Origin of the sequence: Thalassospira alkalitolerans (genome assembly GCF_002115745.1) — a bacterium.
GTDB classification, from domain to species: Bacteria; Pseudomonadota; Alphaproteobacteria; order Rhodospirillales; family Thalassospiraceae; genus Thalassospira; species Thalassospira alkalitolerans.
This window is the reverse complement of record NZ_JFKB01000018.1, coordinates 32,825-58,324: the sequence shown is the minus strand read 5'-3', so window position 1 is coordinate 58,324 and position 25,500 is coordinate 32,825. Positions and strand designations below refer to the sequence as shown.

Annotated in this window: 23 protein-coding genes; 14 read left to right on the top strand and 9 right to left on the bottom strand. The window is 52.5% G+C overall.

From position 1 onward, the window contains the following. Positions 1 to 44: 44 nt before the first annotated feature. Positions 45 to 1,859, bottom strand: coding sequence for a tyrosine-protein kinase family protein (locus tag TALK_RS18835; protein WP_085620705.1), 1,815 nt, complete (start codon positions 1,857 to 1,859; stop codon positions 45 to 47). Next, on the bottom strand, positions 1,859 to 2,401 hold the full coding sequence (locus TALK_RS18830; protein WP_085620704.1) for a hypothetical protein: 543 nt from the start codon (positions 2,399 to 2,401) through the stop codon (positions 1,859 to 1,861). The genes TALK_RS18835 and TALK_RS18830 overlap by 1 nt, the downstream gene beginning before the upstream one ends. 576 nt (positions 2,402 to 2,977) lie before the next feature. Here TALK_RS18830 and TALK_RS18820 point away from each other — a divergent pair. Then, the gene (locus TALK_RS18820) at positions 2,978 to 3,847 is read left to right on the top strand and encodes a class I SAM-dependent methyltransferase (RefSeq protein ID WP_085620702.1); all 870 of its coding nucleotides are present in this window, start codon (positions 2,978 to 2,980) and stop codon (positions 3,845 to 3,847) included. Between the two features lie 168 nt (positions 3,848 to 4,015). Here the strand turns inward: TALK_RS18820 and TALK_RS18815 are convergent, their stop codons facing one another. Continuing rightward, positions 4,016 to 5,089, bottom strand: coding sequence for a 2,3-butanediol dehydrogenase (locus TALK_RS18815; RefSeq protein ID WP_085620701.1), 1,074 nt, complete (start codon positions 5,087 to 5,089; stop codon positions 4,016 to 4,018). 307 nt (positions 5,090 to 5,396) lie between these two features. On the opposite strand from TALK_RS18815, the gene queC reads away from it, so the two are divergent. From queC to TALK_RS18785, 6 genes are all read left to right on the top strand, one after another. Beyond that, positions 5,397 to 6,146 (top strand): 7-cyano-7-deazaguanine synthase QueC, encoded by a 750-nt coding sequence (gene queC, locus TALK_RS18810; protein WP_085620700.1) that lies wholly within the window; start codon positions 5,397 to 5,399, stop codon positions 6,144 to 6,146. Between the two features lie 70 nt (positions 6,147 to 6,216). Beyond that, on the top strand, positions 6,217 to 6,696 hold the full coding sequence (gene queD / locus TALK_RS18805) for a 6-carboxytetrahydropterin synthase QueD (protein ID WP_245830043.1): 480 nt from the start codon (positions 6,217 to 6,219) through the stop codon (positions 6,694 to 6,696). Beyond that, positions 6,693 to 7,484 (top strand): 7-carboxy-7-deazaguanine synthase QueE, encoded by a 792-nt coding sequence (gene queE / locus TALK_RS18800; RefSeq protein ID WP_085620699.1) that lies wholly within the window; start codon positions 6,693 to 6,695, stop codon positions 7,482 to 7,484. Before queD ends, queE begins: the two co-directional genes overlap by 4 nt. Positions 7,485 to 7,750: 266 nt before the next feature. Beyond that, positions 7,751 to 7,930: a hypothetical protein gene (locus TALK_RS18795; RefSeq protein WP_085620698.1), complete on the top strand. Its 180-nt coding sequence runs from the start codon at positions 7,751 to 7,753 to the stop codon at positions 7,928 to 7,930. Between the two features lie 78 nt (positions 7,931 to 8,008). After that, entirely contained in the window at positions 8,009 to 8,413 is a 405-nt protein-coding gene (locus tag TALK_RS18790; protein WP_211274849.1) for a hypothetical protein, read from the top strand. Positions 8,414 to 8,417: 4 nt separating this feature from the next. Next, on the top strand, positions 8,418 to 8,642 hold the full coding sequence (locus tag TALK_RS18785) for a hypothetical protein (protein WP_085620697.1): 225 nt from the start codon (positions 8,418 to 8,420) through the stop codon (positions 8,640 to 8,642). Positions 8,643 to 8,841: 199 nt separating this feature from the next. Here the strand turns inward: TALK_RS18785 and TALK_RS18780 are convergent, their stop codons facing one another. Continuing rightward, entirely contained in the window at positions 8,842 to 10,098 is a 1,257-nt protein-coding gene (locus TALK_RS18780) for a helix-turn-helix domain-containing protein (RefSeq protein WP_085620696.1), read from the bottom strand. A gap of 398 nt (positions 10,099 to 10,496) precedes the next feature. On the opposite strand from TALK_RS18780, the gene TALK_RS18775 reads away from it, so the two are divergent. The 6 genes from TALK_RS18775 (at position 10,497) to TALK_RS18750 (ending at position 19,197) form a co-directional block, all read left to right on the top strand. Beyond that, on the top strand, positions 10,497 to 11,099 hold the full coding sequence (locus TALK_RS18775; RefSeq protein ID WP_085620695.1) for a PadR family transcriptional regulator: 603 nt from the start codon (positions 10,497 to 10,499) through the stop codon (positions 11,097 to 11,099). A gap of 98 nt (positions 11,100 to 11,197) precedes the next feature. Further along, positions 11,198 to 12,379: an efflux RND transporter periplasmic adaptor subunit gene (locus TALK_RS18770; RefSeq protein WP_085620694.1), complete on the top strand. Its 1,182-nt coding sequence runs from the start codon at positions 11,198 to 11,200 to the stop codon at positions 12,377 to 12,379. A 27-nt stretch (positions 12,380 to 12,406) separates the two neighbouring features. After that, positions 12,407 to 15,601, top strand: a complete 3,195-nt coding sequence (locus TALK_RS18765) for an efflux RND transporter permease subunit (protein ID WP_085620693.1) — start codon at positions 12,407 to 12,409, stop codon at positions 15,599 to 15,601. A 506-nt stretch (positions 15,602 to 16,107) separates the two neighbouring features. After that, positions 16,108 to 17,028 (top strand): transporter substrate-binding domain-containing protein, encoded by a 921-nt coding sequence (locus TALK_RS18760; protein WP_085620692.1) that lies wholly within the window; start codon positions 16,108 to 16,110, stop codon positions 17,026 to 17,028. Between the two features lie 177 nt (positions 17,029 to 17,205). Beyond that, entirely contained in the window at positions 17,206 to 18,078 is an 873-nt protein-coding gene (locus TALK_RS18755) for a hypothetical protein (protein ID WP_139833882.1), read from the top strand. Positions 18,079 to 18,207: 129 nt separating this feature from the next. Then, the gene (locus TALK_RS18750; RefSeq protein WP_085620690.1) at positions 18,208 to 19,197 is read left to right on the top strand and encodes a hypothetical protein; all 990 of its coding nucleotides are present in this window, start codon (positions 18,208 to 18,210) and stop codon (positions 19,195 to 19,197) included. A gap of 207 nt (positions 19,198 to 19,404) precedes the next feature. Here the strand turns inward: TALK_RS18750 and pssA are convergent, their stop codons facing one another. From pssA to TALK_RS18730, 4 genes are all read right to left on the bottom strand, one after another. Continuing rightward, positions 19,405 to 20,265 (bottom strand): CDP-diacylglycerol--serine O-phosphatidyltransferase, encoded by an 861-nt coding sequence (pssA, locus tag TALK_RS18745; RefSeq protein WP_085620689.1) that lies wholly within the window; start codon positions 20,263 to 20,265, stop codon positions 19,405 to 19,407. After that, the gene (locus tag TALK_RS18740) at positions 20,265 to 20,990 is read right to left on the bottom strand and encodes a phosphatidylserine decarboxylase (RefSeq protein ID WP_085620710.1); all 726 of its coding nucleotides are present in this window, start codon (positions 20,988 to 20,990) and stop codon (positions 20,265 to 20,267) included. Before TALK_RS18740 ends, pssA begins: the two co-directional genes overlap by 1 nt. Before the next feature lie 142 nt (positions 20,991 to 21,132). Continuing rightward, a complete protein-coding gene (locus TALK_RS18735; protein ID WP_085620688.1) occupies positions 21,133 to 22,326 on the bottom strand; it encodes an Ig-like domain-containing protein in 1,194 nt (397 codons plus the stop codon). A gap of 212 nt (positions 22,327 to 22,538) precedes the next feature. Next, positions 22,539 to 23,531, bottom strand: a complete 993-nt coding sequence (locus TALK_RS18730) for a hypothetical protein (RefSeq protein WP_085620687.1) — start codon at positions 23,529 to 23,531, stop codon at positions 22,539 to 22,541. A gap of 438 nt (positions 23,532 to 23,969) precedes the next feature. Between TALK_RS18730 and TALK_RS18725 the strand changes: the two genes are divergently transcribed. Next, entirely contained in the window at positions 23,970 to 24,554 is a 585-nt protein-coding gene (locus tag TALK_RS18725; RefSeq protein ID WP_085620686.1) for an LOG family protein, read from the top strand. A gap of 92 nt (positions 24,555 to 24,646) precedes the next feature. Here TALK_RS18725 and TALK_RS18720 read toward each other — a convergent pair whose 3' ends face one another. Further along, positions 24,647 to 25,459, bottom strand: a complete 813-nt coding sequence (locus tag TALK_RS18720) for a helix-turn-helix transcriptional regulator (protein ID WP_085620685.1) — start codon at positions 25,457 to 25,459, stop codon at positions 24,647 to 24,649. Positions 25,460 to 25,500: the final 41 nt, after the last annotated feature.

Below are 25,500 nucleotides of genomic sequence, written 5' to 3'. Positions count from 1 at the left end.
GATAAAATTCCGCCAAAAACAGAAAACATCAAAACTGATGCACACTAACTCAACGCACTAACACCAGTAACAATTGGCGGAAGAATTCTCCCCTGAGATAGTTGTCTTTTGAATTCTTCAAAATGATCTTCAGCGATTTCACTTGGTACGTACAAAAAACTCCAAGTCGACAACATGCGAAATCCAAGAGACCTTCTAGCTCTGTCTTTCGCCAAATTAACGCATTTTCTAGCCCTTCTCTTGTTACCAAGAACGCCAAAAACAAGTCCAAAACATTGATGATAGTTGGCTGTATTCTTCGTATTCTCATCGTACTCAAGTGAAATTTTTTCAAATAAATCTACAGGAGGAACACCATCCATCGCCCATCTAGCTATAGAATAATTGTAAGTCACTTGGAGAGACCTTGATTCGTCATCCAAACTCTCAAATAATCTTACAGCATCTGAGAACATTCTAGAAGTTATCATCTGGCGCATTAAATCGTCAGGATCAACTTCTTTAAATTCGAACCTCTTCTCGATCTCATTGATCAAGGCACACATATTCAGCCGCCCCACTTCACTAGTTGGCGAAATCTTGGCCATAATCTTGCCCCATGAAGAAACATCTAAATTCTCAAGGCCTGCTTTATTACTTAGTTCGACTGACTTGTCCTCACCGGAGTCAAAGATGATCTGCAATCCAGACAAAACACTCTGCATTGTACCTTCGAAATCCAACGCCATCACAGCCAGATCCGCAGCTTCCCTTGGATGGCCGTTGTACATTTTTGAGATAGCCAGTGGAAGCAGAACATCTGTATCTCCAAGTATATTAGCTGCCTCAAGAAATTGCCCACCTCTATCAAACTCACTGCACTGAATAAGATAAAATCCAATACTTTTTAAAACTTCGATATCGTCTTGGTACATCTCTTCAATTTTATCGATCCAATACCAATCAATATCTTCGGTTATTTCAGATATAAAACCTCCAGCATTATCCAATTCAAATTCATTCAAGCGAATCAGAACACCTTCTCGGTCTTCAATATTTGAAGCTCTAATCGCATCCGCTAACTTCCGATATTCAAGAGATAATTGACTTCTAGGACGTGATATTGAGAATATGGAATTATTTAACAAGTCCATACTATCGTATGCATGTATGTAAAAAGTACCATTGGAATCTATTTTCTCTGAAAACTTCGCCTCAATTTTCTCAAGAACACCATTTTCATCATCACAATCTGGTATTCTAGATAAAACTAATTTAACATCTGGTGGCGCACTTCTCTCATAACGAGCATGCTCCAATTGAGCGTCACGAACCACCCCAGCAAGCCCATCTAGGTTCTGATAATTTGGGAAGGCCATTGCAACAAGCGTATCTGGCAATTGGCGCGTACATATCCCGCCAACGTCAGTATGACCTGTCCGGCTATCTACCAATACATAGTCATATTTCAATTCCCGCCACTGAGCCCTCATGTCCTCAACAAGCATGAACCCTTGATGCTTCTGATACAAATCTCGCCAATTTATGTACTCCAGACGACGACCATAATCTTCTGACAAGCAGCCCGCCGACATTACAGAAATAAAAGATTTTTCACCGCTAATATTATTTTTGATCTCACATAACTGGATAAATTCCTGTATTATTGGAACTTCCCTAGTAGAGACAAATTGTGAAATAAACTCAACAATACCATTACATGCTGGACTGCCAAAAATATGATGTAAGCTAGGTGCTTCTAAATCAAAATCAACAACAAGAACCTTTTTACCTGCCAAACTAAGATGAGATCCACACTCAACCAAAGCTTGAGTACGTCCAACCCCACCCTTGAAGCTATAAAATGTAACTACATGCATTATAGTGCAAACCGTTTCATTTGAGATTCCGCACGCTCTCTATCTCCATGCTTCCAATTAGCTCTCAAAACAATTCCCACATCTCCTAAAGCCATATCCAGCTCTGCCTGATGCTTAACCTTTCGCAATTCATGGACTCCTGACGGAATTGAAGCCAACCGCAACAAACGATCATTCGAGTCATCCTGAATTGCGGCACGACGTATCCAACGCCGGAGAGAAGCCTCTCCAACACCAATCAAGTTACAAAATTCCTCACGAGTTCCATTAAACGAGCGAACCACACGCAATATATCAACAGCAGTCAACCGCCCCAATGCTCGACACACAGCATCGTGCTGATTGTCCGCACCTTCAATTAATATAAATTCCATTTCACAGGCACTGCAAACAACATATGGCTCGATGAAGGACACAACATTAACACCATTTGCCCCACCAAAATCGGTAGTTTGCTTACGCGTCTGGACTTCAAGAGACTTGCCACAATCGGGACACCCCTTGAATTCCCTGCGCTCTTGATGCTTTCTAGCGACGCTCATTTTGAGACACCTTGAACCTTAAAGTTATCTTTCACTGGGATGAAAACTTCTCAATATTACCGTCCCACCTTTGACAACAAACTTTGCATACAAAGGTTTGAGGTTTGGCGGAAGGTCACAGACCAATTCCCAAGCCACTTGCCCTGGAGGAAATCGCAGAATTACCTTTTGAAGCTCAATGCCATCTTCAATTTGATCAGCCAACCATGCCACAGCCGTTCGAACCGTGAACGGAAAATGACTTTCAGGATTGATAACGAGATGCGGCTGGATTTGTGATGGCTCTTTAGGAGGTATCCCTTGACTCCACCTCCTTTTCCGAAAGGCCAATACAGCCTCATCTCGCGGACACTTTTCTTGGTCAGCCACCACTCCCAAACCCCATCCGAGACCGATCATATGATCGGTTATTTGTTTTAGTCAAGACCGCCCCCCACAAAAAACTAGTAATAAGTACATTTATTAGACTATCAACATCTTTAAATTGCAAGTTGATATCTTTTCCATAAAATTGCACCAACTGTTCTTCATAAACCCGCTCTAGCGATTACATTAATTCTTTTGGCGATAAGTAGAATGACCTCTTGGCACCACCTCTCCTCAGACTGGCTGAACTGGGCGGACCAACTGGCCCCCGCAGCACAGAAGATCAACCGGCATCTGATTAAGGCGCTGGATCTGCCTGCTTTGGCGCAGACGGCGAAAGATCGCGAATTGAGCATGCTTGATCTGGCGTCCGGGGTTGGGGAGCCGGCCTTTGGGATTGCGCGGATGTTGGCGGGGGATGCTGACAATGACGGCAATGTTGGCGATGCGCCTTTGCGCGGCCATGTCATCGCATCCGATATTGTGCCGGGCATGTGTGCCGGGCTGGCGGAGCGAGCCGGGGCTGAGGGGCTTGCCAATTTATCGGTTGTGGCCGCGGATATGGAGAAGCTGCCCTTTGGGCCGAGTTCGATTGATGCGATTTCGTGCCGGTTTGGTGTGATGTTTTGTTCTGATCCCGATCTGGCATTGCGTGAAAGTAATCGGGTTTTGCGGTCTGGCGGGCGGGCCGCCTTTATGCTTTGGGCACCGATGGCCGATAATCCGTTATTTTGTGCGATGGATGCGGTTTTAAGCAATATTCTGGGCACCGGGTTTGCCGATACCGGACTTGATCTGTTTGGTTTTGCTGATGCGGACGGGGCATGTGCGCGAATGCGCGATGCGGGTTTTTCGAATGTAAGCCTGAGCAACCATAAACCCGCCGGGCGCATTCCCGAGCGCGCCGCATTTTGGAAGCCGCAGATGGAGATGTTGTTTGGGCATCATCTGCGCGATGCCAGCGATAGCGCGCGCGGCACGATTGATGGTGCAATGTTCGAAGCCTTGCGCCCGCATATCGATGACGGGTATTTTCGGGTTCCGATGTGTTTTCATGTGCTTTCAGGCCGCAAGCCTTAAGCAGGTCGCCGCCGCGCCGCCGCATCAACCGCAGCACCACCAGCCTTAGTCACGGCAAAAATCCCGGCCCCAAAAGCAAATACCCCCGCCAGATGGCAGGGGTATTTGAAATCAGGCATTCCGCGATACGGCCCGAACGTGCCGGACTGCATCGGGATTTTTTGAAGGTCAGGTCACATCAATCAGGATTTTAAGATGCGCGCCCGCCGGATCACACAGCGTGTCAAAGCCCTCGGTCACGGCATCATCAAGTTTGATGTTTTTGGTCACGACCTTTTTCGCCGGAATGGCACCGGTTGCGATCAAATCCATGACGCGTGGCCACAGATAGGTCGGATAGCACCAAGACCCGCGAATATCGATATTCTTAAAGGTCACATCAAACCAGTTGATCTTGCCCTCGCCGGGATGGACGCCAACCTGCACGACCACACCATGCTTGCGCACCGCATCAACACAAGATTGCAGCGCCTTTTCATTGCCAACACATTCAAGCGCCACATCACAACCAACCCCGCCAAGGGTTTTGCTGCGGATAACATCGCCAACATTATCGCGTGCCGGGTTAAGTGTAATGACTTCGGGCAGGATTTCACGTGCAAGGTCAAGGCGCGTATCATTGAGGTCCGAGACAAAAAGCTGCGTCGCGCCAAAGGCCTTGGCCGACAGCAAGGTCAGGATGCCAATCGGCCCGGCCCCGGAAACAAACACCGATTGCCCGCCGGTAACACCACCGCGATCACAGGCATAAACACAAACCGCCGTCGGTTCGACAAGGGCGGCTTCCTGATCGCTTAGCGCGTCTGGAACCTTGAACACATTATAATCATTTACCACAGCCGCCCCGGACATACCGCCCGACTGCCAGCTTAGCCCGACAAGCGCCAGACCGGTATTAAGCTGGAACATCCCGCGATCCGAGAAATATTCCCCTTCGCGTGCCATCACCAAGGGCTGCACCGAAACGCGGTCGCCGACTTTGACATTGGTAACACCGTCGCCGATTTCTTCGATCACGCCGCCAAATTCATGGCCCAGAACCTGCGGGATGGTCGCGCCGGAATAGGGATGGGATTCATTTTCCTTGGGGATAAAGATCGGCCCATGCAGATATTCATGCAAATCCGTGCCGCAAATCCCGACATAGTGATTGCGGATTTTTACCTGCCCCGGTCCGGGTGACGGCTCCTGTATTTCCTCGATACGCAAATCTTTTGCCGCGTAGAAACGAAGTGCTTTCATTGCCGTCTCCTGTGTTTATTAATCTATTCAGCAGGTTAAAAGCATTCCAGATTCAGCGCGCTGATATGGGTCAACAAATGACCAATATTCATTGAAATAAAATGGCGCGGATCAATGCGTAAAACACGCCATGGTTTTGCGATTGGGTTTTGCGACTGGTTTTGCAAAATGCATTTGACCCATGCGCCAAATCGCCTTGCATTTACGCCGCACACATGACAAACGGCCCGTCTGGCGAGGAAACGTATTGCTTTGCGTCCCCTCCCCCTGTCGTAGCACCAGGTTAAAAACACGAAAGACTAAACATATGAAGACGATTGTCGTCTGCTCTGGCGGGTTGGATTCCGTCACGCTGGCCTATAAGGTCGCGCGCGAGCACAGCTTGCATTCCCTGATTTCGTTCGATTATGGCCAACGCCATAAAAAGGAACTGGATTATGCCGCCCGTGCCGCATCCGATCTTGGCGTCAAACACCATGTGGTTGATTTGACATCGGTTGGCGCGTTGCTGGGCGGATCATCGCTGACCAGTGATGATATTGATGTGCCCGATGGCCATTACGCCGAAGAAACCATGCGCATTACCGTGGTGCCCAACCGCAATGCCATCATGTTCGCCGTGGCCTTTGGCGCAGCGGCCGCCGCCGGGGCCGATGCCGTGGCCGCGGCGGTTCATGGCGGGGATCATTTCATCTATCCCGATTGCCGTCCCGATTTTATCACATCGTTTCAGACCATGCAGAACCACGCCCTTGAAGGGGTGCGTGATGTGACACTCTATACGCCATTTGTGAATGTATCCAAGGCCGACATCGCGCTTGAAGCCGGGCGTCTGGCGGTGCCGATTGATCGCACATGGTCGTGTTACAAGGGCCATGAAACCCATTGCGGGCGCTGTGGCACCTGTGTGGAGCGGCGCGAGGCGCTTGAACTGGCCCGTGTGCCCGATCCGACGGTGTATGAAGATCGCGAGTATTGGAAACAGGCCCGTGCGGCGCATATGGCGCGAACCCTTGGCGCAGAAGCAGAAGCCGAAAGCCCGCCTTCCGGGGATTGAGCCTGCTGGACTGAACACGGGGCACCATGGACTCCCGCATGCGCGGGAGTGACGGCGCCTCATCCTCGTCATGTCTGCTGCGGCGGGCATCCGTCACGCCACAGCCAAGACAGCAACCTTTAAACAAAACCAACCCGGCCGCAGGCCCTCCGCCATATCGCGGGCATGGGCGCGCCGTATCGAAAGCATACAGATGTTCACCATCACCAAACAATTCGCCTTTTCCGCCAGCCATCAATTGGCCGGGCTGGATGCCGATCACCCGTGTTCGCGCCTGCACGGGCATAATTATATTGTCGAGGTCGAACTGCGCGGAGCCAGCCTTGACGCACGCGGTTTTGTCCGCGATTACCGCGAACTTGGCCCGCTTAAAACCATGATCGATGACGTCTTTGATCACCGGCATTTGAACGAGGTGCTGGGTCATGATCATCCAACGGCGGAACGACTTGCGCTGTTCTTTTACGACTGGGCCCATGATCGCTGGCCGGAGGTCACGGCGGTGCGGGTTTCTGAAACCCCGAAAACATGGGCGGAATACCGACCATGACGGCCCGTGACATCCGCCATAACACCGATGACGACACCACCGATTACCGCGATAAAATCCGCATATCCGAGATTTTTGGCCCAACCGTTCAGGGCGAAGGCAGCCTTATTGGCGTGCCGACGGTATTTGTCCGAACGGGGGGCTGTGATTTTCGCTGTTCCTGGTGCGATACGCTTTATGCGGTTGATCCGGCGTTTCGCGCCGATTGGAAACCAAGCAGTGCGGGTGATGTCCTGTCACAGGTCAAAACGCTTTCGGGCGGCAAGCCGATCCTTGTCACGCTTTCGGGCGGTAACCCGGCGATCCAGCCGTTGGGCGGGTTAATTGCCATGGGCCACCGCGATGGCTTTACCTTTGCCATTGAAACCCAGGGCAGCATCGCACGTGACTGGTTTGCCGATCTTGATTACCTGACAATCAGCCCCAAACCGCCAAGTTCCAGCACCGATTTTGATCCCGACGCCCTTGCGGCCTGTATTGATGCCGCACGGACCAATGGTGTGCTGAACGGCCCGGCGATTACGCTTAAATTCCCGGTGCGCGACGCCGATGATTTGATGTTTGCCGATTATGTCCGCAAATTGCATCCCGATATTCCGGTCTGCCTGCAACCGGTCAACACCACCCCGGCAGAACCGCATCCCGATGGGGCAAATGGCGTTGATATCGCGGGCCTGACCGCACGCTATCGCTGGCTGGTGGACGAGGTATCGGCGCGCAAATGGTTTGATATCCGCGTCCTGCCGCAATGGCATGTTCATGTCTGGGGCAATCTGCGCGGGATGTGATCCGCCTGCAATTTCGGGTCAATTCCCGGAAAATTTCCATTATATCCTTAAAAACATAGCGGAAAAACACTTCCTATGCGCGTATTAATTGCAAACTGATAATCCCAAGATTGAAAATAAATAATCCTGAAATCCGCAAGGTAAATCAAGGTATTACACGACTTTAGCGGGAAATCAGGCAGCGCCAGGTTTGCTTTTGCAGGTCATCCTGACCATTTCTATGAGTGGAGGCTTCTTTTTCCCTCCGCAACAGAAAGCAGGACAAAATGTCTTTTCGCAGCTTTTCTCTGAGCCATGTGAATTCCGAGAAGAAGAAGCCCGCGGAACCGCTGGAAGGCAGACCGATTGAAATTCCGGTTGCGCAGCCCGAGCATTCACCGCTTGAAGGCCCGCCAACAGTGAAACAGGCGACAAACCCCGCCGCCACACAGGCACCTGCGCAATAGCTATTTCAACAAACCGGCGAAGGGAGTAATCCCCCGCCGGTTTTGGTTCCTTCTGCAGACGTGCAAGGAGCTTGGATTATGACCATCACCCGAACCACCCACAGAACCGTAAACTTTTTCTATCCGTTCCGGCTGGAAGGACACGACGGCCTGTACTCGGCGGGCAGCTATGAGGTCGAAACCCTTGAAGAACTTGACATCATGGCGGCAACGCGCAGCTATAAAAAGGTCGAATGCAAGATGACTGTCTGGTCAGGCAGCGGCAAAGACCTTGCCGAGCACACCATCAGCATCGACCCATCCATCCTTGAAGCCGCCCTGATGCTTGATTCCGATCCGATGCGCGACAAGGAACGTGCGCGCATGATTGGCAAAGCCGAAATGGATGATGAAGGCACCAGCACCAGCGACAGCACCACCACCAATGGAACAGACCCGGATTTGGCATCGCCCCAAACACAGCCCGATCAACGGACGCATTGACATCATGCCAATCAGGATCGAGTTCTTTCGCCTGCATAACGGATCGACAGCCCGTGCACGGTTAAACCGGATTTACTGCGTATCGCCCAACCTTAAAGACGCGATCACACAGGCAGAAAGCCTTTTAAAAGATACCGGAATGCCGCAAGAACCCGATGCCTTTGCCCTTTTCGACGATCAGGGGAACGAGCTTTATCAGGCCCGCTTTACCTCGACCAACCCGATTTGATCCTTCCCCGCCGCCCCTTGATTTCCCCATTATGTGCCGATGGCGGAAAAATTCCCGCCAAGACAAAGGAAGCCCCATGTCCATTGATATGACCGAATTTTTCCAGATGAGCGCCAATGCCCTGTCGCTTTTGACCGCAACCGTGTTTTTGTTCTGGTTCGTTCTGGGCTAGCGATTTAACCCCGGCCTTGCGATGCCGTTATTTACGGTCATCTTCTGCCCCGCTCGCAATCAGCCCCCCAACGCCTGATCTGACCGCACTTGGCGTTTCGCCGGTGATCTTTTTAAACGCCAGATTAAAGGTCGATTTCGAATTGAAACCAACGCTGAGCGCGACATCAAGAATGGTGCGGTCCGGCTCAGCCAAAAGCACCGCACGGGCTTCCTCGATCCGGGCACCATTGACGTAATCAAAGAAATTCTGCCCGACATGATGGTTTAAAACATAAGATAGCTGATTGGACGATATCCCCACCGCACGCGCCAGTTTCGGCAAAGATATCAGGGGATCAAACAAAAGATCGCCAGCCTTGCGAATTTCATCAAGCCGTCGACGCGCTGTGGCAACCCCGGCATCGTCAAGCAAGGGACGGGAAAGAACTGCCGCGCCGGAATTACCAATCCCAACACCTAGCGCGTCATTTTTGACCTGGGCGCCATTTTCCACGTCCGCCCCGCCGTCACCATCATCGCCACGATCATCATCGCCATCGCCATCACCGGGCCATTCGGGCATGACAAACAGCACCGGTTGGGTCGCGATTACGTAACTCATCGCAAACAGCACCAGCACAAAGGCCGCCCCTGAGCCCGTCATTTCCAATTCATCGGGCAGATAGAGCGAAATGATCTTGCTAACAACGACGGTGACGAAAATCAGACTGATGCCGCCCAAAATAACACCCATCCAGCGCTGCATCGCACGCCGGTCCGCACCAAGCTGTGTTTGGGTCTGACGGAAATAGCGACACGACACCCGCCAAAGCAGGAAGATATACAGGGTTAACTGCATAAAAATCGCAAACCAGCAAAAACTTCTGATCGCGGCCGATTGCATAACATAATCCCCCGATACGGGAACACCATTGACCCCATCAATGGCCACCAACCAGGCCATCAGATTAAAAATCAAACCGGCCAGCAGGAAATGTATCCACGGCCGACGCGATGCTGTGCCCGATATTTCCCGGAAATAAAGATAAATTGCCGGCGCGATCATGAAATTGACCGGAAAGGAGAACAAGACAGCCAGCGCTTCGCCGCGACCGTCGACAAACAGTTCAAGAATATCATCGAACAAATTGATCATCACCCCGCCAAGGAAAAGCATCATCCAGCGGTTTGCCGCAAAGGCGCGCACGCCTTCGGCACGCAGCAGCAGGCACAGAAAGCCCCCCTGCAAAAGCCCGATCACCGCGATTGTGACATCTGCATACTTGGCAAATTCCACCGTCATATCAAATTACCTGTCCTTTTCGCTGACGCCATTTTGTTCCGTCACCTTGCCGTCACTATCGTTTCAATATGCATAAACAAACGCAATCGGCGCCCGAGAATGCATAATCGGACGCCCGACCGCCCAAAATCGGTCAGGTTCGACAAACCGGACTTGGCGAACCAAAATTTGGGAAGCCGGGCCTGGATCAAACCTGTTTGGATAAGCTTGATCAAGACAACTTAAAGAACCGGGTCGAGTTGTAATAAACGGGGCATGTCGATCGTCATGAAACCGCTAATTGTATTTATTTGACTATATCAGTTCGATACACTAAGAATCTACATATATCGAACTGATATAGTCTAACCGATAGATATAGCCATCGGAATGACGGTCGGCTCGAGATACATAACAAGATGGATATTAAACAGACCATGGATGTACGCACCCTTTGCCTTGGCGCCCTAATGGGGAGTGAAGCGACCGGATACGAGATACGCAAGATGTTTGAGGATGGCACCTTCAGCCATTTCCAGATCGCGTCTCTTGGCTCGATCTATCCGGCGCTGACCAAATTGACCCAAGACGGGATGGTGACCTTTGTCGAACGCGAACAGGAAAATCGCCCCGACAAAAAGGTCTATCAACTGACCAGCGAAGGCCGTCGGACATTCCTGCGCACGTTGTTACAAACCCGTCCGGGCGAGGATCGTTATCGTTCCGATATCTTGTTCATGCTGACGTTCGCCGAAGAACTGCCGGTTGAACTGACCGAGGCGCTGATTGATGAATTTGCCGCGCGTCACGAAATGACGCAAATCCAGATTGATCCTGAAAACCCGGAAAAAGACAATTGCCCGCTTGCCCATGGTCGTGATGAAAACGGCGCCCCAAGTCCGGGCTGTCGTTTTGTTGCCGGCCTTGGTCAGGCCATGTGCGAAGCCACCCTTGATTTCATCCGCCGCAACAAGGACGGATTGATCGAGGAATTGCGAACCCGTAAAGACAAAAAGACCTGATCTGCCAACAAAAGCAAGAACCGCAAGGTCATTAACAAAGTGCCACTGTATCAAGTGCCTTACGCATTCCGTTTGGGCATATCTGAGGGAACAGAACCATGAATGCTTCACGCCTTGTCGCCATCGTATTGGCCCTTGGGGCCATACTGTGGGTTGGATCGGGATTATTTGCCGATGATCCGTCGGTCGAAAATTCAGAAATCACCGCATCCGACACTGGCGAAGCCAATCATCCTGCCGATGACGGTGCAAATAACAGCCCCCCGGCAGCCAGCAATGCCCCGCGCGCCTCGGTACGTGTCAAAACCAGCGAAGCCATCGAACATGTCGATATGCTGCGCATTACCGGTCGGACCGAAGCCGTGGTTTCGGTTGAAATTCGGGCGGAAATTGACGCCACTGTCGTGGAAATTGGCGCAATCAAGGGCCAAAGCGTTGCAAAGGGCGATCTTTTGGTTCGCCTTGCCGTCGAAGACCGCGCCGCGCGTGTTGAAAAGGCCCGCGCCCTTGTCGCCCAGCGTGAACTTGAAAACTCTGCCGCAAAAAGTCTTGCCGCAAAAAATTACCGATCCAAGACCGGTGTCGCCGAAACCCATGCCTTTCTTGAAGAAGCCCGCGCGGATTTGAAACTGGCGCAGATCGAACTGAGCCACACCGAAATCCGTGCCCCATTTGACGGCATTGTTGAAAAACGTCCGGCTGAAATTGGCGATCTGTTATCCGATGGCGATCCTGTTGCCACCTTGATCCAGGCCGATCCGATGTTGGTGGTTGCCCATATCCCCGAACATTCCGTCGGCAACGTACAGACCGGCCAACTTGCCCGTATCCGGCTTTTTGACGGACGCGAAGCCGACGGTGTTGTGCGCTATGTCGCACGCGTATCGGATAATTCCACCCGCACCTATCGCATCGAAGTCGAAATCGACAATACCGATCTAACCATCCCCGATGGCATGACCGCAGAATTGCAAATTCCGGTCGGCACCAGAATGGCACATCGGGTTGCCCCCTCAAGCCTGACGCTTAACGATGACGGCGAAGTTGGCGTGCGCGGTATTGTCGATGAAAACAAGGTCGTCTTTTATCCGGTCACGCTTCAGGGCGGCAATCGCGATGGCATCTGGATCGGGGGATTGCCCGATAAGATCGACCTGATCGTGGTTGGCCATGACTGGGTCAAGGAAGGTGCGACCGTCGATGTGACCCGTCTGGAGGGGAAAAACACCCCAACGGATGTCACCGATATGGTCGCCAATAAGGAAACGGTCGCGCACTAGCGTGACACAAGGAGCCGGAGACAAAAAATGTCCCTGATTGATCTTGCGCTTGATCGCTCGCGCACCGTTATCCTGACCCTGATCCTGCTGCTGGCAACGGGTTGGGTTGGATATAATTCGATCCCCAAAGAAGCCGACCCGGATGTTCAAATTCCGGTTCTGTATGTGTCGATGCATCATGATGGTATTTCGCCCGAAGATGCCGAACGGCTTTTGCTGCGCCCGATGGAACAGGAACTTCGTACCGTCGAAGGTGTGAAGGAAATGTCATCGCAATCCTATCAGGATGGCGCATCGGTCACGCTTGAATTCTATTCCGATGTCGATATCGACGACGCCTTGGCGGATGTCCGCGAACGCGTTGATATCGCCAAATCAGAACTGCCCGACGAAACCGATGATCCCGAAGTCCACGAGGTCAATCTGTCGCTGTTCCCGGTTCTGGTCGTAACCCTTGCCGGTGATGTCCCTGAACGGACATTGCTGCGCCTTGCCCGTGACCTGAAAGACCATATCGAAGGCATCCCGGCGGTTCTTGAAGCCAATCTGGCCGGTGACCGCGAGGAACTTGTCGAATTCATCATCGACCCGATGAAAATCGAAGCCTATCGCTTGAACGGGGTCGATCTTGTATCGCTGGTGCGCAATTCAAACTCGCTGGTCGCAGCCGGTGCCATCGATACCGGATCGGGACGCTTTAACATCAAGGTTCCCGGCCTGTTTGAAACCGTCGGTGACATTCTTGACATGCCGCTGATTGTTGATGGCGATTCCGTTATTCGCTTTCGCGATATCGGCGACGTCCGCCGGACCTTTAAAGACGCCGAAAGCTTTGCCCGTCTGAACGGTCAGACCGCGATTGCGATTGAGGTTTCCAAACGTGTCGGTGAAAACATCATCGATGTCATTGACCGCATCAAAACCATCACCGCCGAAACCGCCGAAACATTCCCGGGTAATGTCACGGTCAGCTATTCACAGGATAAGTCATCCGACATCCGCACCATGCTGACAGACCTTCAAAACAGCGTGATCCTTGCGATCCTGCTGGTGATGATTGTCGTCATCTGGTCCTTGGGTTGGCGGTCGGGCCTTTTGGTTGGAATTGCCATTCCGGGGTCCTTCCTGACCGCGGTTCTGATTCTTTGGGCCTTGGGCATGACGGTTAATATCGTCGTTCTGTTCAGCCTGATCCTGTCGGTCGGGATGCTGGTTGATGGCGCGATCGTCATTACCGAATATGCAGATCGCAAAATGCTCGACGGGCTGCATCGCAAACAAGCCTATCCACTTGCCGCCAAACGCATGGCAATGCCGATTATTGCCTCGACCGCAACGACACTGGCGGCCTTCCTGCCCTTGGCTTTTTGGCCTGATATCGTCGGGGAATTCATGAAATTCCTGCCGATTACGGTGTTGTTCACCCTGTCGGCATCCTTGGCGATGGCGCTGATCTTTGTGCCGACTGTTGGCGCATGGTTCGGGAAACCGGGTGCGGAATCAAGCGAGGCGCTTGACGCCGTTGCAGCCGGCCGCATGGAACATCTGGGCGAGCTTAAGGGCGGAACGGGCTTTTATGTCCGCATGCTCAAAGGCGCACTTCGTTTCCATTGGCTGGTGGTCCCCGCGGCCTTTGTCATTCTTATTTCTGTATGGGTCGGATTTGGCGCATTTGGACGCGGGGTGGAATTTTTCCCTTCGGTCGAACCCGATCAGGCCGCCGTTCAGATCCGGGCACGTGGCAACATGTCCTATTATGAACAGGATGCGTTGGTCAAAGAAGTCGAAGACCGTATTCTTGCCCTTGAAGCCCATCATGAAGGCCAAAAGTGGTTTGATGCCATCTATGCCCGTTCCGGCCGCGATGCCGGGGGCCGCGAAGCATCCGAAGATGTGATTGGCGTGGTGCAACTTGAATATGCCGATTGGCAATTGCGCCCGAAAGCATCCGAGATCGAACACCGCATCCTTGACGCAACGTCCGATCTTGCCGGTATCCATGTTGAAATCCGGGCCGAAGAAGCCGGTCCGCCACAGGGCAAAGACATCCAAATTCAATTGCGTTCCCTTTATCCCGACGCATTGGACACCACTGCCAGCAAGATCATGACCGGCTTGCAGGAAATGGGGGGGCTTTACAATTTCGAAGACGGAAAATCGCCGCCGGGCATCGATTGGGAATACAGCGTTGATCGTGCTCAGGCCTTGAAGTTCGGGGCTGATATCACCCAGATCGGCAATGTGATCAAATTGGTGACCAACGGCATCAATCTATCAACCTATCGCCCGGATGATTCGACCGAGGAAATCGATATCGTTGGCCGTTATCCCGCCGAACATCGGTCGCTTGAAGAATTGCAAAGCCTTCAGATCGTGACCGACAAGGGTCTGGTGCCGCTGGCGAACTTTGTCAAACGCACAGCCAAACCCAAAACCGGCACGTTGACCCGCGTTGACAGCCGCCGCGCCCTAACCGTCAAGGCCGATGTTTCCGAAGGCGTTCTGGTCGACACCAAACTGCAAGAGGTCAAGGAATGGATGAAAACCCTTGAAATCGATCCGCGTGTATCGGTCGAATTCAAGGGACAGGATGAAGAACAGCAAAAATCGGCAGACTTCCTGAAAAATGCCTTTTCAGTCGCGTTGTTCATCATGTTCGTCATTCTGGTCACCCAGTTCAACAGCATCTCAAGCGCGTTTTTGATCATGATCGCGATTGTGATGTCGACGGCGGGCGTGTTCCTTGGACTTATGATCACCGGACAGGCGTTTTCCATTGTCATGAACGGGATCGGGGTTGTTGCGCTGGCCGGGATCGTTGTGAACAACAACATCATTCTGATCGACACCTTCGACCAGCTTAAACAAACCGCTGACAGTATTGAAAATGCCATCTTGCAAACCGGGGCACAGCGTTTGCGCCCAGTGATGCTGACCACTGTCACCACGATCCTTGGTCTGATACCGATGGTTTTGCAGATCAATATCGACTTTGCCGAACGCGCCATGTCGATTGGTGCGCCATCGACCCAATGGTGGGTGCAGCTTTCGACCTCGATCGCGTTTGGTCTGGCCTTTGCGACTGTACTGACACTGGTCTTTACCCCCTGTGCGCTGATGATGCGTCACCGGATGGGGTTTGGCTGGCGCAACCTTAAATCATGGGCGGCGATCAAATTTAATCGCGGCACCACACCGCAATCAGCAGATCACGGGGCATAAACATAGCCATAAACCCCATCTGATCGGACCGATCAATTTGGATTGGTCGAAAAAGCCATAACAGAAAACCGCGCGTGAGTTCCCCCGACCCCGCCGCGCGGTTTGACCGGCCCCCAGCTATGCACCGGGGGCCGGTCGCTTTTTTGGTTTGGGAATGAGATAAGATAGGATGAGATGGGATTGCAGTCTTTGCGGGTCATGACTATCGGACGAAAAGGGCCGTCAGGATATCAACGTCGTTATCACCATCGTCCCAGTCGGCAAACCGAAACGGGCACGCCCCCATTTGGAACAATGAACAATTGGGTTTTGGATTTTATCGAAAGTCGTATGCCGAACGTACCCATAAGACGTCACAATGGCAGTTCCACTGAAAAAAAGTGTGCAAATTTATTTTATGTCTATATGCCAGGTTGTAATCGCCGGCCCCTTACATAAATTGCTAAGACATTGGTCATTATGCTGCCTTAAAAAAGTAGCGACGGCCTCTACCCAAAGGACAATAAATGGGATTGCGGAACAATTTCAGGCCAATACGTGCCGCCATAACCGCCATGGTCGGGCTGATTGCTTTGCCATTTATGGACCGGACCGTCACCGCCAATGAACAGACGACCGTCACCTGGGCTGTTCCGCCCCTTGTCCCGGCCTTTATCTCGGAAAACGGTATCCTTACCGGTTATGGTGCCGCCACCCAGAACTGGTTTGTCAGCCAGCTTGGCGACTACAATCATGAAACCATGGAAGTGCCGCTGGCCCGTCTTTTGGCTGAAATGCGCAGTGGCGGTGATGACATTCGCTGCTGCTCGACCCTTATCCCGACGGACGAGCGCCGGGAATATATCAGTTTTGCCAATACCGTCCTTTTGCATTTGCCGATCTCGGTCGTCATCCGCAGTGCTGACGAAGCAAAATTCAAACCTTTCCTTGATGAGGAAGGTAATATTCATCTCGATACCCTGATGGCGGACGATGCCTTAAACACCGCCATTCGCATTGGCCGATCCTATGGCAAACTGATTGATCATTATATCAGGCGTTTTCGCGATGCGCCACATATCACGACCGTGGCCGACGATGCCAAACTTTTGAAACTGTTGGAACTTAATCGCATCGACTGGGCATTTTATTTCCCGTCCGAGGCTGAATATTTCCGCCGTTCCCTAACACCGGACCAACAGATCAAATCGATACCAATTGCCGGAAATCCCCCGTTGCTTGAGGCAACCATCGGCTGTGCACGGACCCCTGCGGGCACACAGGCCATCGAAAAGATCAATCAGGTTATCGCGAACAATCCTGATATGCCTTGGACCGAATTTTATGCCGCATGGCTATCGCCCGATGATCGAAACTGGTTCAGGGCAGCACGTATGCATTACATCAATGCCAACCAGTTCGAAGTCCTGCTCGCACCCGAACACTGATCCGCCGAAATCACCGCACTGAAATAAAATCAACGTCCAGCTAATTGATATCTTTGATTTTACGCGCATATATCAAACTGGCCAGATTTAACCAAAACAGATTGGCTTCGCGTGATTTTGCCGACAAAGCACCGCTTTCCCATCCGATTGCCCCGGCGTTTCATCGTGGCGCGCATCATGACGTTGTCTGTCGTGATCATGCTTGCATTGCCGTTTTCGCCCCAACCCGCCCGGGCAGAAGACAGCATGATATGGGCGTTAACTCCCCTGCCACCGGCCATGATCGAAAAAGACGGCAAAATCGTTGGCTATGGCGTCGATATTCTGGACTGGTTCATTGCCCGCATGCCCGCCATAACGCACACCAAGGAAATTGTGCCACTTGCGCGTTTAATGCAAAAAATGACCATGCCCGGCACCGTTTGCAATATCGGCCTGGTGCCCACCCCCGAACGGCGTCAATTCCTGATTTTTTCCAAGGCTGTCCTGCCACATCTTCCTGTCGCATTGATCACACGCGCCGATAAAACCGCCGATTTGGGGCCGTTCCGTGACGATAACAGCAATATTAAACTTGCAGACTTGCTGGCAAGCGGACGATTCCACGGTGCGGTTCGAACATCCCGGTCCTATGGTCCGGCAATTGATCCCATTTTACAGCAATTTGCCGGAACCCCGGTTCTGGAACAGGTCGGCAATGATGCGCATTTTCTGTCGATGATCGAGCTTGGACGTGAAGAATGGACCCTTTATTTCCCGGCCGAGGCCGAATATTATCGCCGCAACAGCGCCCCGGAACTTGAATTTATTTCATCCCCAATTGCAGGCAACAGCGACCCATTGCCCGCATCAATTTCATGCACCCGCACAACAATGGGCGCAATGATCATCCAAAAGATCGATGCCATCGTTGCGACCGCCCCTGACATGCCATGGACAGATTTCTACGCCCGGTCCCTATCCAAAAGTGATCAACGCTGGTTTGAAAAAGCCCAGGAACAATTTGTTGCCAATTCAGGGGATTTTCCCTTGAACTCTGCCGATCAATGATGTGAATTCTTTGGTTCCCGTCGATATTTATATTGTATGACTATTGACAGCGCTGATATTTCCTCTACTTTTGTATAAGTATCAAAAATCAACACGGACCGGCGATCAATGGCAGCCGGAAAATTGAATATGTGCAGGGAAATTTTCACATGGCGGCTTGCCGCCAGACCGATTGCAGTGCCCATAGCATTGCTGATGGCATTGTTGACCCCGGACGACGCGCACGCGCATGACAATACTTCAGTTGTCATTCAAAGCCCAATCCAGCCAATCGCAAAAACCGAAAATGCAAATGTTCGGATAAATACGACCAATATCACCTGGGTCGCGGATGTCATCGCGCCTGACTTTATCAAGGTCGAAGACCCGCTAAACGGTTACGGCATTCAAATGCTGGACTGGTTTATCACCCGCCTGCCAGATTATGACCATCAAATCGTACCCCTGCCCCGTCGCCGGGCTCTTGACGCCCTGCGCGTGGGAAAGGGGGCGGATCAGGCGGTTTGTCTTCCCGGCTTGGCGCGCAGCCCCGAACGGCAACGCGAACTTTTAATGAGCCAAACCGTCGTACCGACCTTGCCGATCTCGATCGTCATCCGGCACGATGCCATCGGCCAGTTTCAAAATGTCACAAACCAACGAGGCCATATCAATCTTAGGGCCCTGCTGGAGGATCGGACGCTATATACCGCCCTTTCCATATCACAATCATATGGCCCCCATATCGATACCATTCTGGCCCGGGCAATCGCCGCCCCTAATGTGCTAAGGACGGTTAAACAGCCGAACTTCCTGTCGATGCTGGCACTGGACAGGATCGATTGGGCACTGGCCTATCCCACTGAAATCAAATTCCATCGCCGCGCTGAAAACATTGATCTTGATGTTATCTCGTTACCGATTGAAGGGGGGGCTGCCCTTCTTGATCTTGTAATCGCCTGCAGTCGGTCTGGGTCTGGTGCCATGATTATTGACCGAATTGACAAGATCCTGAAATCCAATCCCGATATGCCCTGGCTGGATTATTACACTCAATATCTTGACCCCGCCGATAACCAGCGGTTCAAAACCTCGCTGAAAGCCTTTTACATATCGGATACCGCCTCCAACGCGCAATAGCGCTCCGGGGAATGTCAGAATGATCACAATGATCAAATGCGGATCAGGTCAAGCTCCATGCCCCGGTCACGCCTGAATGCGATCAGGATAGGTGAACGCTGACACCCGCAAGGTCGATTACTCTGCCCCACCCGTCTTTGACCTATCAGTCAAAACAAAACAGGCACCGTCAAAAGGTGCCTGTTGTATTTTTATTGGCTGTCGGGATCAGTTCTGATGGACCCGGTTCAATCCCTCGTCGGGATCATCGTCGGGTTCGCCGTCATCATCTTCTTCCTCGGCCTGGTCTTCTGCCTGCTGGTTTTCGACTCCCATCCGGCGATAGGACCGGAAGGAAAGCGGAAGGGTCGCGAAATAGACCGCGGCAATCACCGAAAGCGTTAACCAGGGTGACGACACCAGAAACGCCACCGACGCCCCAAATGCCAGCATCAAGGGCAAAACCCACGCCCGCGGGACTTTGACCTTTTTAAAACTATAGGTCGGCATGCGCGACACCATCAGAACCGCAATCAAAACCCCATAGGGGGCAACGATATAGGGGCTGTCAAAAATGCCTTCGCCAAACTGCAAGGTCAGAACAATTGGCCACATTGCAAGGGCGGCAGCCGCCGGGGCCGGAACGCCGGTAAAAAAGCGATAGGCCCATGTCGGCATTTCCGGTTCGCCCAGCATCTGGGTGTTGAACCGGGCCAGACGCAGGGACATGCAAACCGCAAATAAAAGCGACAAGGCCCAGCCAATCGGCCCCAATTCATGCAGCGACCAGAAATACAACATCATCGCCGGGGCAACGCCAAAGCAGACAAAGTCGGAAAGACTGTCAAGTTCGGCACCAAAGCGGCTTGAAGCGTTCAACATTCGGGCAAGACGGCCATCAAGACCATCAATAATCCCGGCAATCAGAATGGCGGCAACCGCGGCTTCCCAACGATCCTGCATGGCAAAGCGGATCGACGTCAGGCCCGTACACATCCCCATCAGGGTTGCGACATTGGGCACAAGGCGGGTCAAGGACAATGCCTTGAACCTGCGCGGACGGTTGATAGGTCGGATGCCGCCAGCCATTAACGGATCTCCCCGATTGCGGCCTGACCACCCTTGACCGAAACATCGGCCAGGACGGTTTCACCGGCAATCGTGGTTTGGCCAACGATGACGTTGGGTTCGACACCTTCGGGCAGGTAAACATCAACACGTGATCCAAAACGGATCAGGCCAAAACGTTCACCGGCTTTAAGTTGCGACCCGCGGCCCACATCACAAAGGATGCGGCGCGCCACAAGACCGGCAATCTGGACAACGCCAAATTCACGGCCTTCCTTGTCACGCACCAACAGAACTTGGCGTTCGTTGTTTTCCGATGCTTTATCAAGATCGGCATTCACGAACTTGCCCGGAACATAGGCTTCGCCGACGATCTCGCCATTAACAGGGCAACGGTTCACATGAACGTTAAACACATTCATGAAAATCGAAACGCGCGTGCGTGGCGTTTTATCGTCAAGTTCAAGTTCCTTGGGCAGCGGTGCCTTGGAAATCATACAAACGCGACCATCGGCCGGTGAAATCACCAGGTTTTCGTCAACCGGGGTGATACGGTCCGGATCGCGGAAGAAATAGGCACACCAGAGTGTCAGGATCACACCGATCCAACCCAGCGGCTCGGCAATCAAAAACAGGACCACAGTGATCGCCGCGAAGATCGCAACGAATTTCCAGCCTTCGGGATTGATCGGCACAAGAACGGATTTCAAAGTCTTAATTCCCTGGTTGCCATGGGTAATGGGCATAACAAATCCGGTATCGATTTTACCGGTCGGGCGCGTTCTTAGCATCTAGTGATGACAAAGAGCAACGCAACCCGAAGGCCCCGGAATAAAAAAGGGGCAAAACACCCTTATCATGTGTTTCGCCCCTCGCAAAGAACAGCAATTACTGCGCAACAGTTCCATCATTAGGAAGGGCAAAAATCTGCCCCGGATAGATCAGGTTCGGATCGCGGATTTGCTTACGATTCTGGTTATAGATCACCCAGTATTGCAGGCCATCGCCATAAGTCCGGCGCGCGATGCGCCACAGGCTGTTGCCCGGCTGCACGACATAGCGTGAACCCGGTTCCAAAATCTGATCAGGGCGCGCACGTTCAAACGGCAATTCAACCCGCGCAGTTACTTTGTCTGCCGGATCAAGCTGATCGGCGCGAAGCTGATACTGGCCTGGATCAATCGGTTCGCCAATGGTCAGCGCCCAGTTACCATCATCACCGGTCGTCGCATTGCCGACAAATTTGTTATCCAGATAAACCCGAACGCTTGTGTCATCATCGGCTTTACCCGACATGGCAACCCGGCCTTGCTCGTCATAATCAACAACATCAACCGACAAGCGCGGCACAACGGCAACCGGCGTTTCGGAACCGGTTGGCATTTCGGCCCCCTCGGGCATGGCTTCGGCCAATTCCCGAACGGTTTCATCATTCATTTTTTCAGGTGCCGGACCTTGCAGGACCGTCGCAGCCCCGCCTTGGTTCGGAACACGAAGGGCGATGATCGGCTGTTCGCCAGCGGTCGATTTGGCATCACCCTTTGGCGTTGCATCCGATTTCGGCGCATCAGCCGATGCTGTGTCCGTGGCCGTCGCAGGCTTTGCCGCCGCCACCGCCGCCGGTTTTTCCGGGATCAGAACAACAACCTTGTCGTCGCTCTTGCGGACTTCGCCGGTGCTGTCTTCGGCCTCAAGCGATAATTCGCGGTCGCCACTCACCAGCGGCTTTTCCGGCAGAACCACCCATTCACCACGCTCATCAGCCGTCACTTCACCGATCACCTCGTCGCCTTCGCGAATGCGAACAGTGCTGTTGGGCTCGGCACGACCGGCAATCACGGCATTGCCGTCCGGACCAATGCGCACAACGTCAAAGCTCGGATTGCGAACTTCGGGTGCTGCATCGTTTTCGGGCGTCTGCTGTGCCGCAATATCGCTGGCATTGGGCGTCACAGCCGGCGGTGCCGTGGTTTGCGCCGGTGCATCAGCTTCATCCGCCGATTGGGTCAGCATGTAATTCAGTGAAATCGCAGCAACAATCAGCAAAATGCCAATGATGACGAGGATATAAGGTCTTTTCACCGGTAATATCCTTGAACGGTGGTTATGATTATTACGGACGGTATCGAAACCCGGCAAATAGCTATCATAAATTCCCCCAAGCGCCCCGCCCGACGCGTTATTTCAAATCTTGTACTACTTTCCGCACACAGTTTCCATAACGTAACAAATCAAGGTTACAGCGCAACTGTTAGGCAAAGATGAATAGAATCAGCACCTTTGGTCAAGCATTCTTACGACACACCCTGCATTGTTGCGCCGATATAGGCAATCAGCCATGCCACCAGCACCGGTAATGCCAGCACACTAAGCCGCACAATCATCGCCAAAACCGCCCCAGCGGCCCCGGTCCCCGCACCAATGGCGGCGGGGATAAGGTCTGCGATCCGTGCCCCGCCCGATCCGGCAAAAACCACCAACACCAAAGCACACATGGCAAAAACCGATGCGGGCACGGCCAGCATCACGCCTGATCCACTGGCCATCAAGGCGCAACTGACCGCAAGCCAAAGTGCCGCACGGTATTGCGGTGCGGCCTTTTCCGAAATCAGCGCCACCAAAAGCGCCATCGAAAGACCGGCCTGAAACACCACATGATCGTGCAAGCCAAACTGGGCGGCAACAATGCCCTGCCCGATGGAAAGCGCCATAAAGGTCGCAACCGGGGCCGGTTTTGCGATATCCCCGTCACCAGTACCACCTGATTTTGTCGATGTTTTGGCTTTGGCGGCCTTTGGTGTTCTGGTTGATTTTTTACCCTTGCCCTTTGTGGTTACGGGGGTTTCATCCTCGTCAAAATTCGGGCGTGTCACCCACAGGAAACATGCCCCGATCAGGATAAAGGCAATCCAAACCAGCACCACCAACCCGCCCGGATGATACAAAAGCCCGCTGACAGGTGCGGCCAGAACCAGCCAGCCGCCCAACAACATTAAAACACCTGCGACAATGGCGCATGTCCGATGACGCAAATGCGAAAAATCAAGGATCGCGCCGCAAACCCCGCCCAGCACCAGCATCAAAAGAGCCGCCCCCACGCCACCGCGTGCGGTTTCGGGCAGGCCAATCGCCGCCGGAACCGCAACGGCAACCGCCGGGATCACCGCGGCCAGAACCATACGGCGCGCAACACCCCGATCCAGCCCCAGCCAAAGGGCCAACATCAGAACTGTGGCGATAACACCCGATACCAGAATGGCTAGCCAAAAGGGACTGTCGACAAACACGTTGGGCGATCCTGCCTTCTTGTTGTTTCGTTTTTCTAACCGCGCCGGACCTTATTGCAAACCTGCGAGCAATAATAGCCATCCCACAATCAGGTTCAGAACTTGTTAACCATCACCGAAAAAAGCGATCCTATGGTATCGCCTATTGCATCACCCAAAGCATCCCCCTTTGATCATCGGTTTATCGCGCCCGATCATGCCGATTGCCAAGGCAAAAATGCGGCAAGGATCATGCAAGCCTTAAACAGCACTTAACCCGCGCGGTTGACGGCCTGTCACAGGAACTTCGCAAAGGAAACTATTGACCGCGCCAGGCTGAAATCGGCTATGCTTGCATGGATAATGGGCCATATCGCCGGACTGCCCCCGTGGTGCAATCTGGCGCACAGTTACCTGCAATGGGTCACGCCCCCAATAACAACAAAGAGGCAGGTTGCCATGACAAGAGTTAAATCGATCTGTGTTTTTTGCGGCGCTTCAAACGGCAAAAATCCCCAGCACATGGAAAACGCCATTGCCTTTGGCAAAATGATGGCTGAACGCGGCATCGCGCTGGTTTATGGCGGCGGGCGCATTGGCCTGATGGGGGCTGTTGCCGACGCCGTCATGAAAAATGGCGGCACGGTAATTGGTGTCATTCCCGAACATCTCGATGATATCGAAGTCGGGCACAAGGGCCTAAGCGAACTGATCGTGTGCAAATCCATGCATCAGCGCAAAGTCGAAATGTTCAAGCGTTCCGAGGCCTTTGTTACTTTGGCGGGCGGGCTTGGCAGCCTTGACGAAGCGTTCGAGGCCTTAACCCTTCGCCAGCTTGGCATTCATGACAAGCCGCTCGTGTTCCTGAACGCGCTTGGATATTGGGACAAATGCCTTGAAATGATCGAAGGCATTATCGACGACGGCTTTGCGCGTGAAAGCAACCGCAACCTGTTCAGCGTGGCTGAAACGCTAGAGCAGGTATTTGAACAACTGGAAGCCGAACCAGCTCCGAAATTTGATCCGCGCGAAAAGCTTCTTTAAGTTTCACGACCAATTCCCAAATATCTCGCCCGCAAAATGCACCTGCACTTTGCGGGCTTTTCATATCCAAAACATTCGGGTCGGGTTTCTGTTTACCGCGGCTTGTGCAACACAGATTCCGATAAAATCGGCATGATCAAAGAAAACAGTTCCGCCTGTGATGAAATCGAACATTTGCGATAAAGCTGTTTGCGAAACACCTTTACGGTCTGCGAACTGATTTCAAGACGCAGACCGATTGAAACCGACGAATGACCACGCAGGATCAAAAGGGCGATTTCCGCCTGTCGCGGGCTAAGTTTAATGCCATGCGTTGTCAAAAGGCTTTCAATCAGGCGTTCCGCCAGCGCCTGTTCGCTGTAATCGCCACTTGATCGCAAATCCGACCATCGTTGACGGATCAACCCACAGGCAATCGGGGCTAAACGCCGGGCTGTGGCAATGTCACGTGCTGAAAACCGACGCCCCGACACCGCATCACGCCCCAAACAGATATGAACCGACACCCCATCGGCCGGATAACCGACAAAGGCAATTTCATCGATCAATGTGGTTTGCTGATAATAGGCGGCAAAATATTCGTTTCGCTGAAACTGATCCGGGGCGATATCACGCAGTTGATAAAGGTCTTCCGGGGCTTTTTCGACATGCAACGCATGAAACGGGTCCAACAGATAAGCACCCGACACATAATCGCTGTCCAGCCGGGCATGGACACGCCGCTCATAGGCATGGGCAAATAAAATACGCGGCCGATGTTGCTGAAAATAGGCCAGCATCGTGGTGTTATCGACTTCAATCGACCGGCTGAGCCAATGATAAAAAAGCGTCTCGAACGTCTCGTCATTTAAGGCCGCAATGGCCTTTCCCAAATGCACTTCTGCCGAATTTGGTAATTCCTGCATGATACCACCTTGGGGGTATATACCCCCCGCTGAAACCTAAA

Excerpts from the sequence above, each read along its gene's own strand:
- TALK_RS18780 (WP_085620696.1), bottom strand. The coding sequence starts at position 10,098 with ATGACGGTGGAATTTGCCAAGTATGCAGATGTCACAATCGCGGTGATC.
- queC (WP_085620700.1), top strand. The coding sequence starts at position 5,397 with ATGAAGACGATTGTCGTCTGCTCTGGCGGGTTGGATTCCGTCACGCTG.
- TALK_RS18815 (WP_085620701.1), bottom strand. The coding sequence starts at position 5,089 with ATGAAAGCACTTCGTTTCTACGCGGCAAAAGATTTGCGTATCGAGGAA.
- TALK_RS18785 (WP_085620697.1), top strand. The coding sequence starts at position 8,418 with ATGCCAATCAGGATCGAGTTCTTTCGCCTGCATAACGGATCGACAGCC.
- pssA (WP_085620689.1), bottom strand. The coding sequence starts at position 20,265 with ATGGCTGGCGGCATCCGACCTATCAACCGTCCGCGCAGGTTCAAGGCA.
- TALK_RS18770 (WP_085620694.1), top strand. The coding sequence starts at position 11,198 with ATGAATGCTTCACGCCTTGTCGCCATCGTATTGGCCCTTGGGGCCATA.
- TALK_RS18790 (WP_211274849.1), top strand. The coding sequence starts at position 8,009 with ATGACCATCACCCGAACCACCCACAGAACCGTAAACTTTTTCTATCCG.
- TALK_RS18765 (WP_085620693.1), top strand. The coding sequence starts at position 12,407 with ATGTCCCTGATTGATCTTGCGCTTGATCGCTCGCGCACCGTTATCCTG.
- TALK_RS18740 (WP_085620710.1), bottom strand. The coding sequence starts at position 20,990 with ATGCCCATTACCCATGGCAACCAGGGAATTAAGACTTTGAAATCCGTT.
- TALK_RS18750 (WP_085620690.1), top strand. The coding sequence starts at position 18,208 with ATGTGCAGGGAAATTTTCACATGGCGGCTTGCCGCCAGACCGATTGCA.
- TALK_RS18775 (WP_085620695.1), top strand. The coding sequence starts at position 10,497 with ATGGATATTAAACAGACCATGGATGTACGCACCCTTTGCCTTGGCGCC.
- TALK_RS18725 (WP_085620686.1), top strand. The coding sequence starts at position 23,970 with ATGACAAGAGTTAAATCGATCTGTGTTTTTTGCGGCGCTTCAAACGGC.
- TALK_RS18835 (WP_085620705.1), bottom strand. The coding sequence starts at position 1,859 with ATGCATGTAGTTACATTTTATAGCTTCAAGGGTGGGGTTGGACGTACT.
- TALK_RS18830 (WP_085620704.1), bottom strand. The coding sequence starts at position 2,401 with ATGAGCGTCGCTAGAAAGCATCAAGAGCGCAGGGAATTCAAGGGGTGT.
- TALK_RS18720 (WP_085620685.1), bottom strand. The coding sequence starts at position 25,459 with ATGCAGGAATTACCAAATTCGGCAGAAGTGCATTTGGGAAAGGCCATT.
- TALK_RS18760 (WP_085620692.1), top strand. The coding sequence starts at position 16,108 with ATGGGATTGCGGAACAATTTCAGGCCAATACGTGCCGCCATAACCGCC.
- TALK_RS18755 (WP_139833882.1), top strand. The coding sequence starts at position 17,206 with ATGACGTTGTCTGTCGTGATCATGCTTGCATTGCCGTTTTCGCCCCAA.
- TALK_RS18820 (WP_085620702.1), top strand. The coding sequence starts at position 2,978 with ATGACCTCTTGGCACCACCTCTCCTCAGACTGGCTGAACTGGGCGGAC.
- TALK_RS18795 (WP_085620698.1), top strand. The coding sequence starts at position 7,751 with ATGTCTTTTCGCAGCTTTTCTCTGAGCCATGTGAATTCCGAGAAGAAG.
- queE (WP_085620699.1), top strand. The coding sequence starts at position 6,693 with ATGACGGCCCGTGACATCCGCCATAACACCGATGACGACACCACCGAT.
- queD (WP_245830043.1), top strand. The coding sequence starts at position 6,217 with ATGTCTGCTGCGGCGGGCATCCGTCACGCCACAGCCAAGACAGCAACC.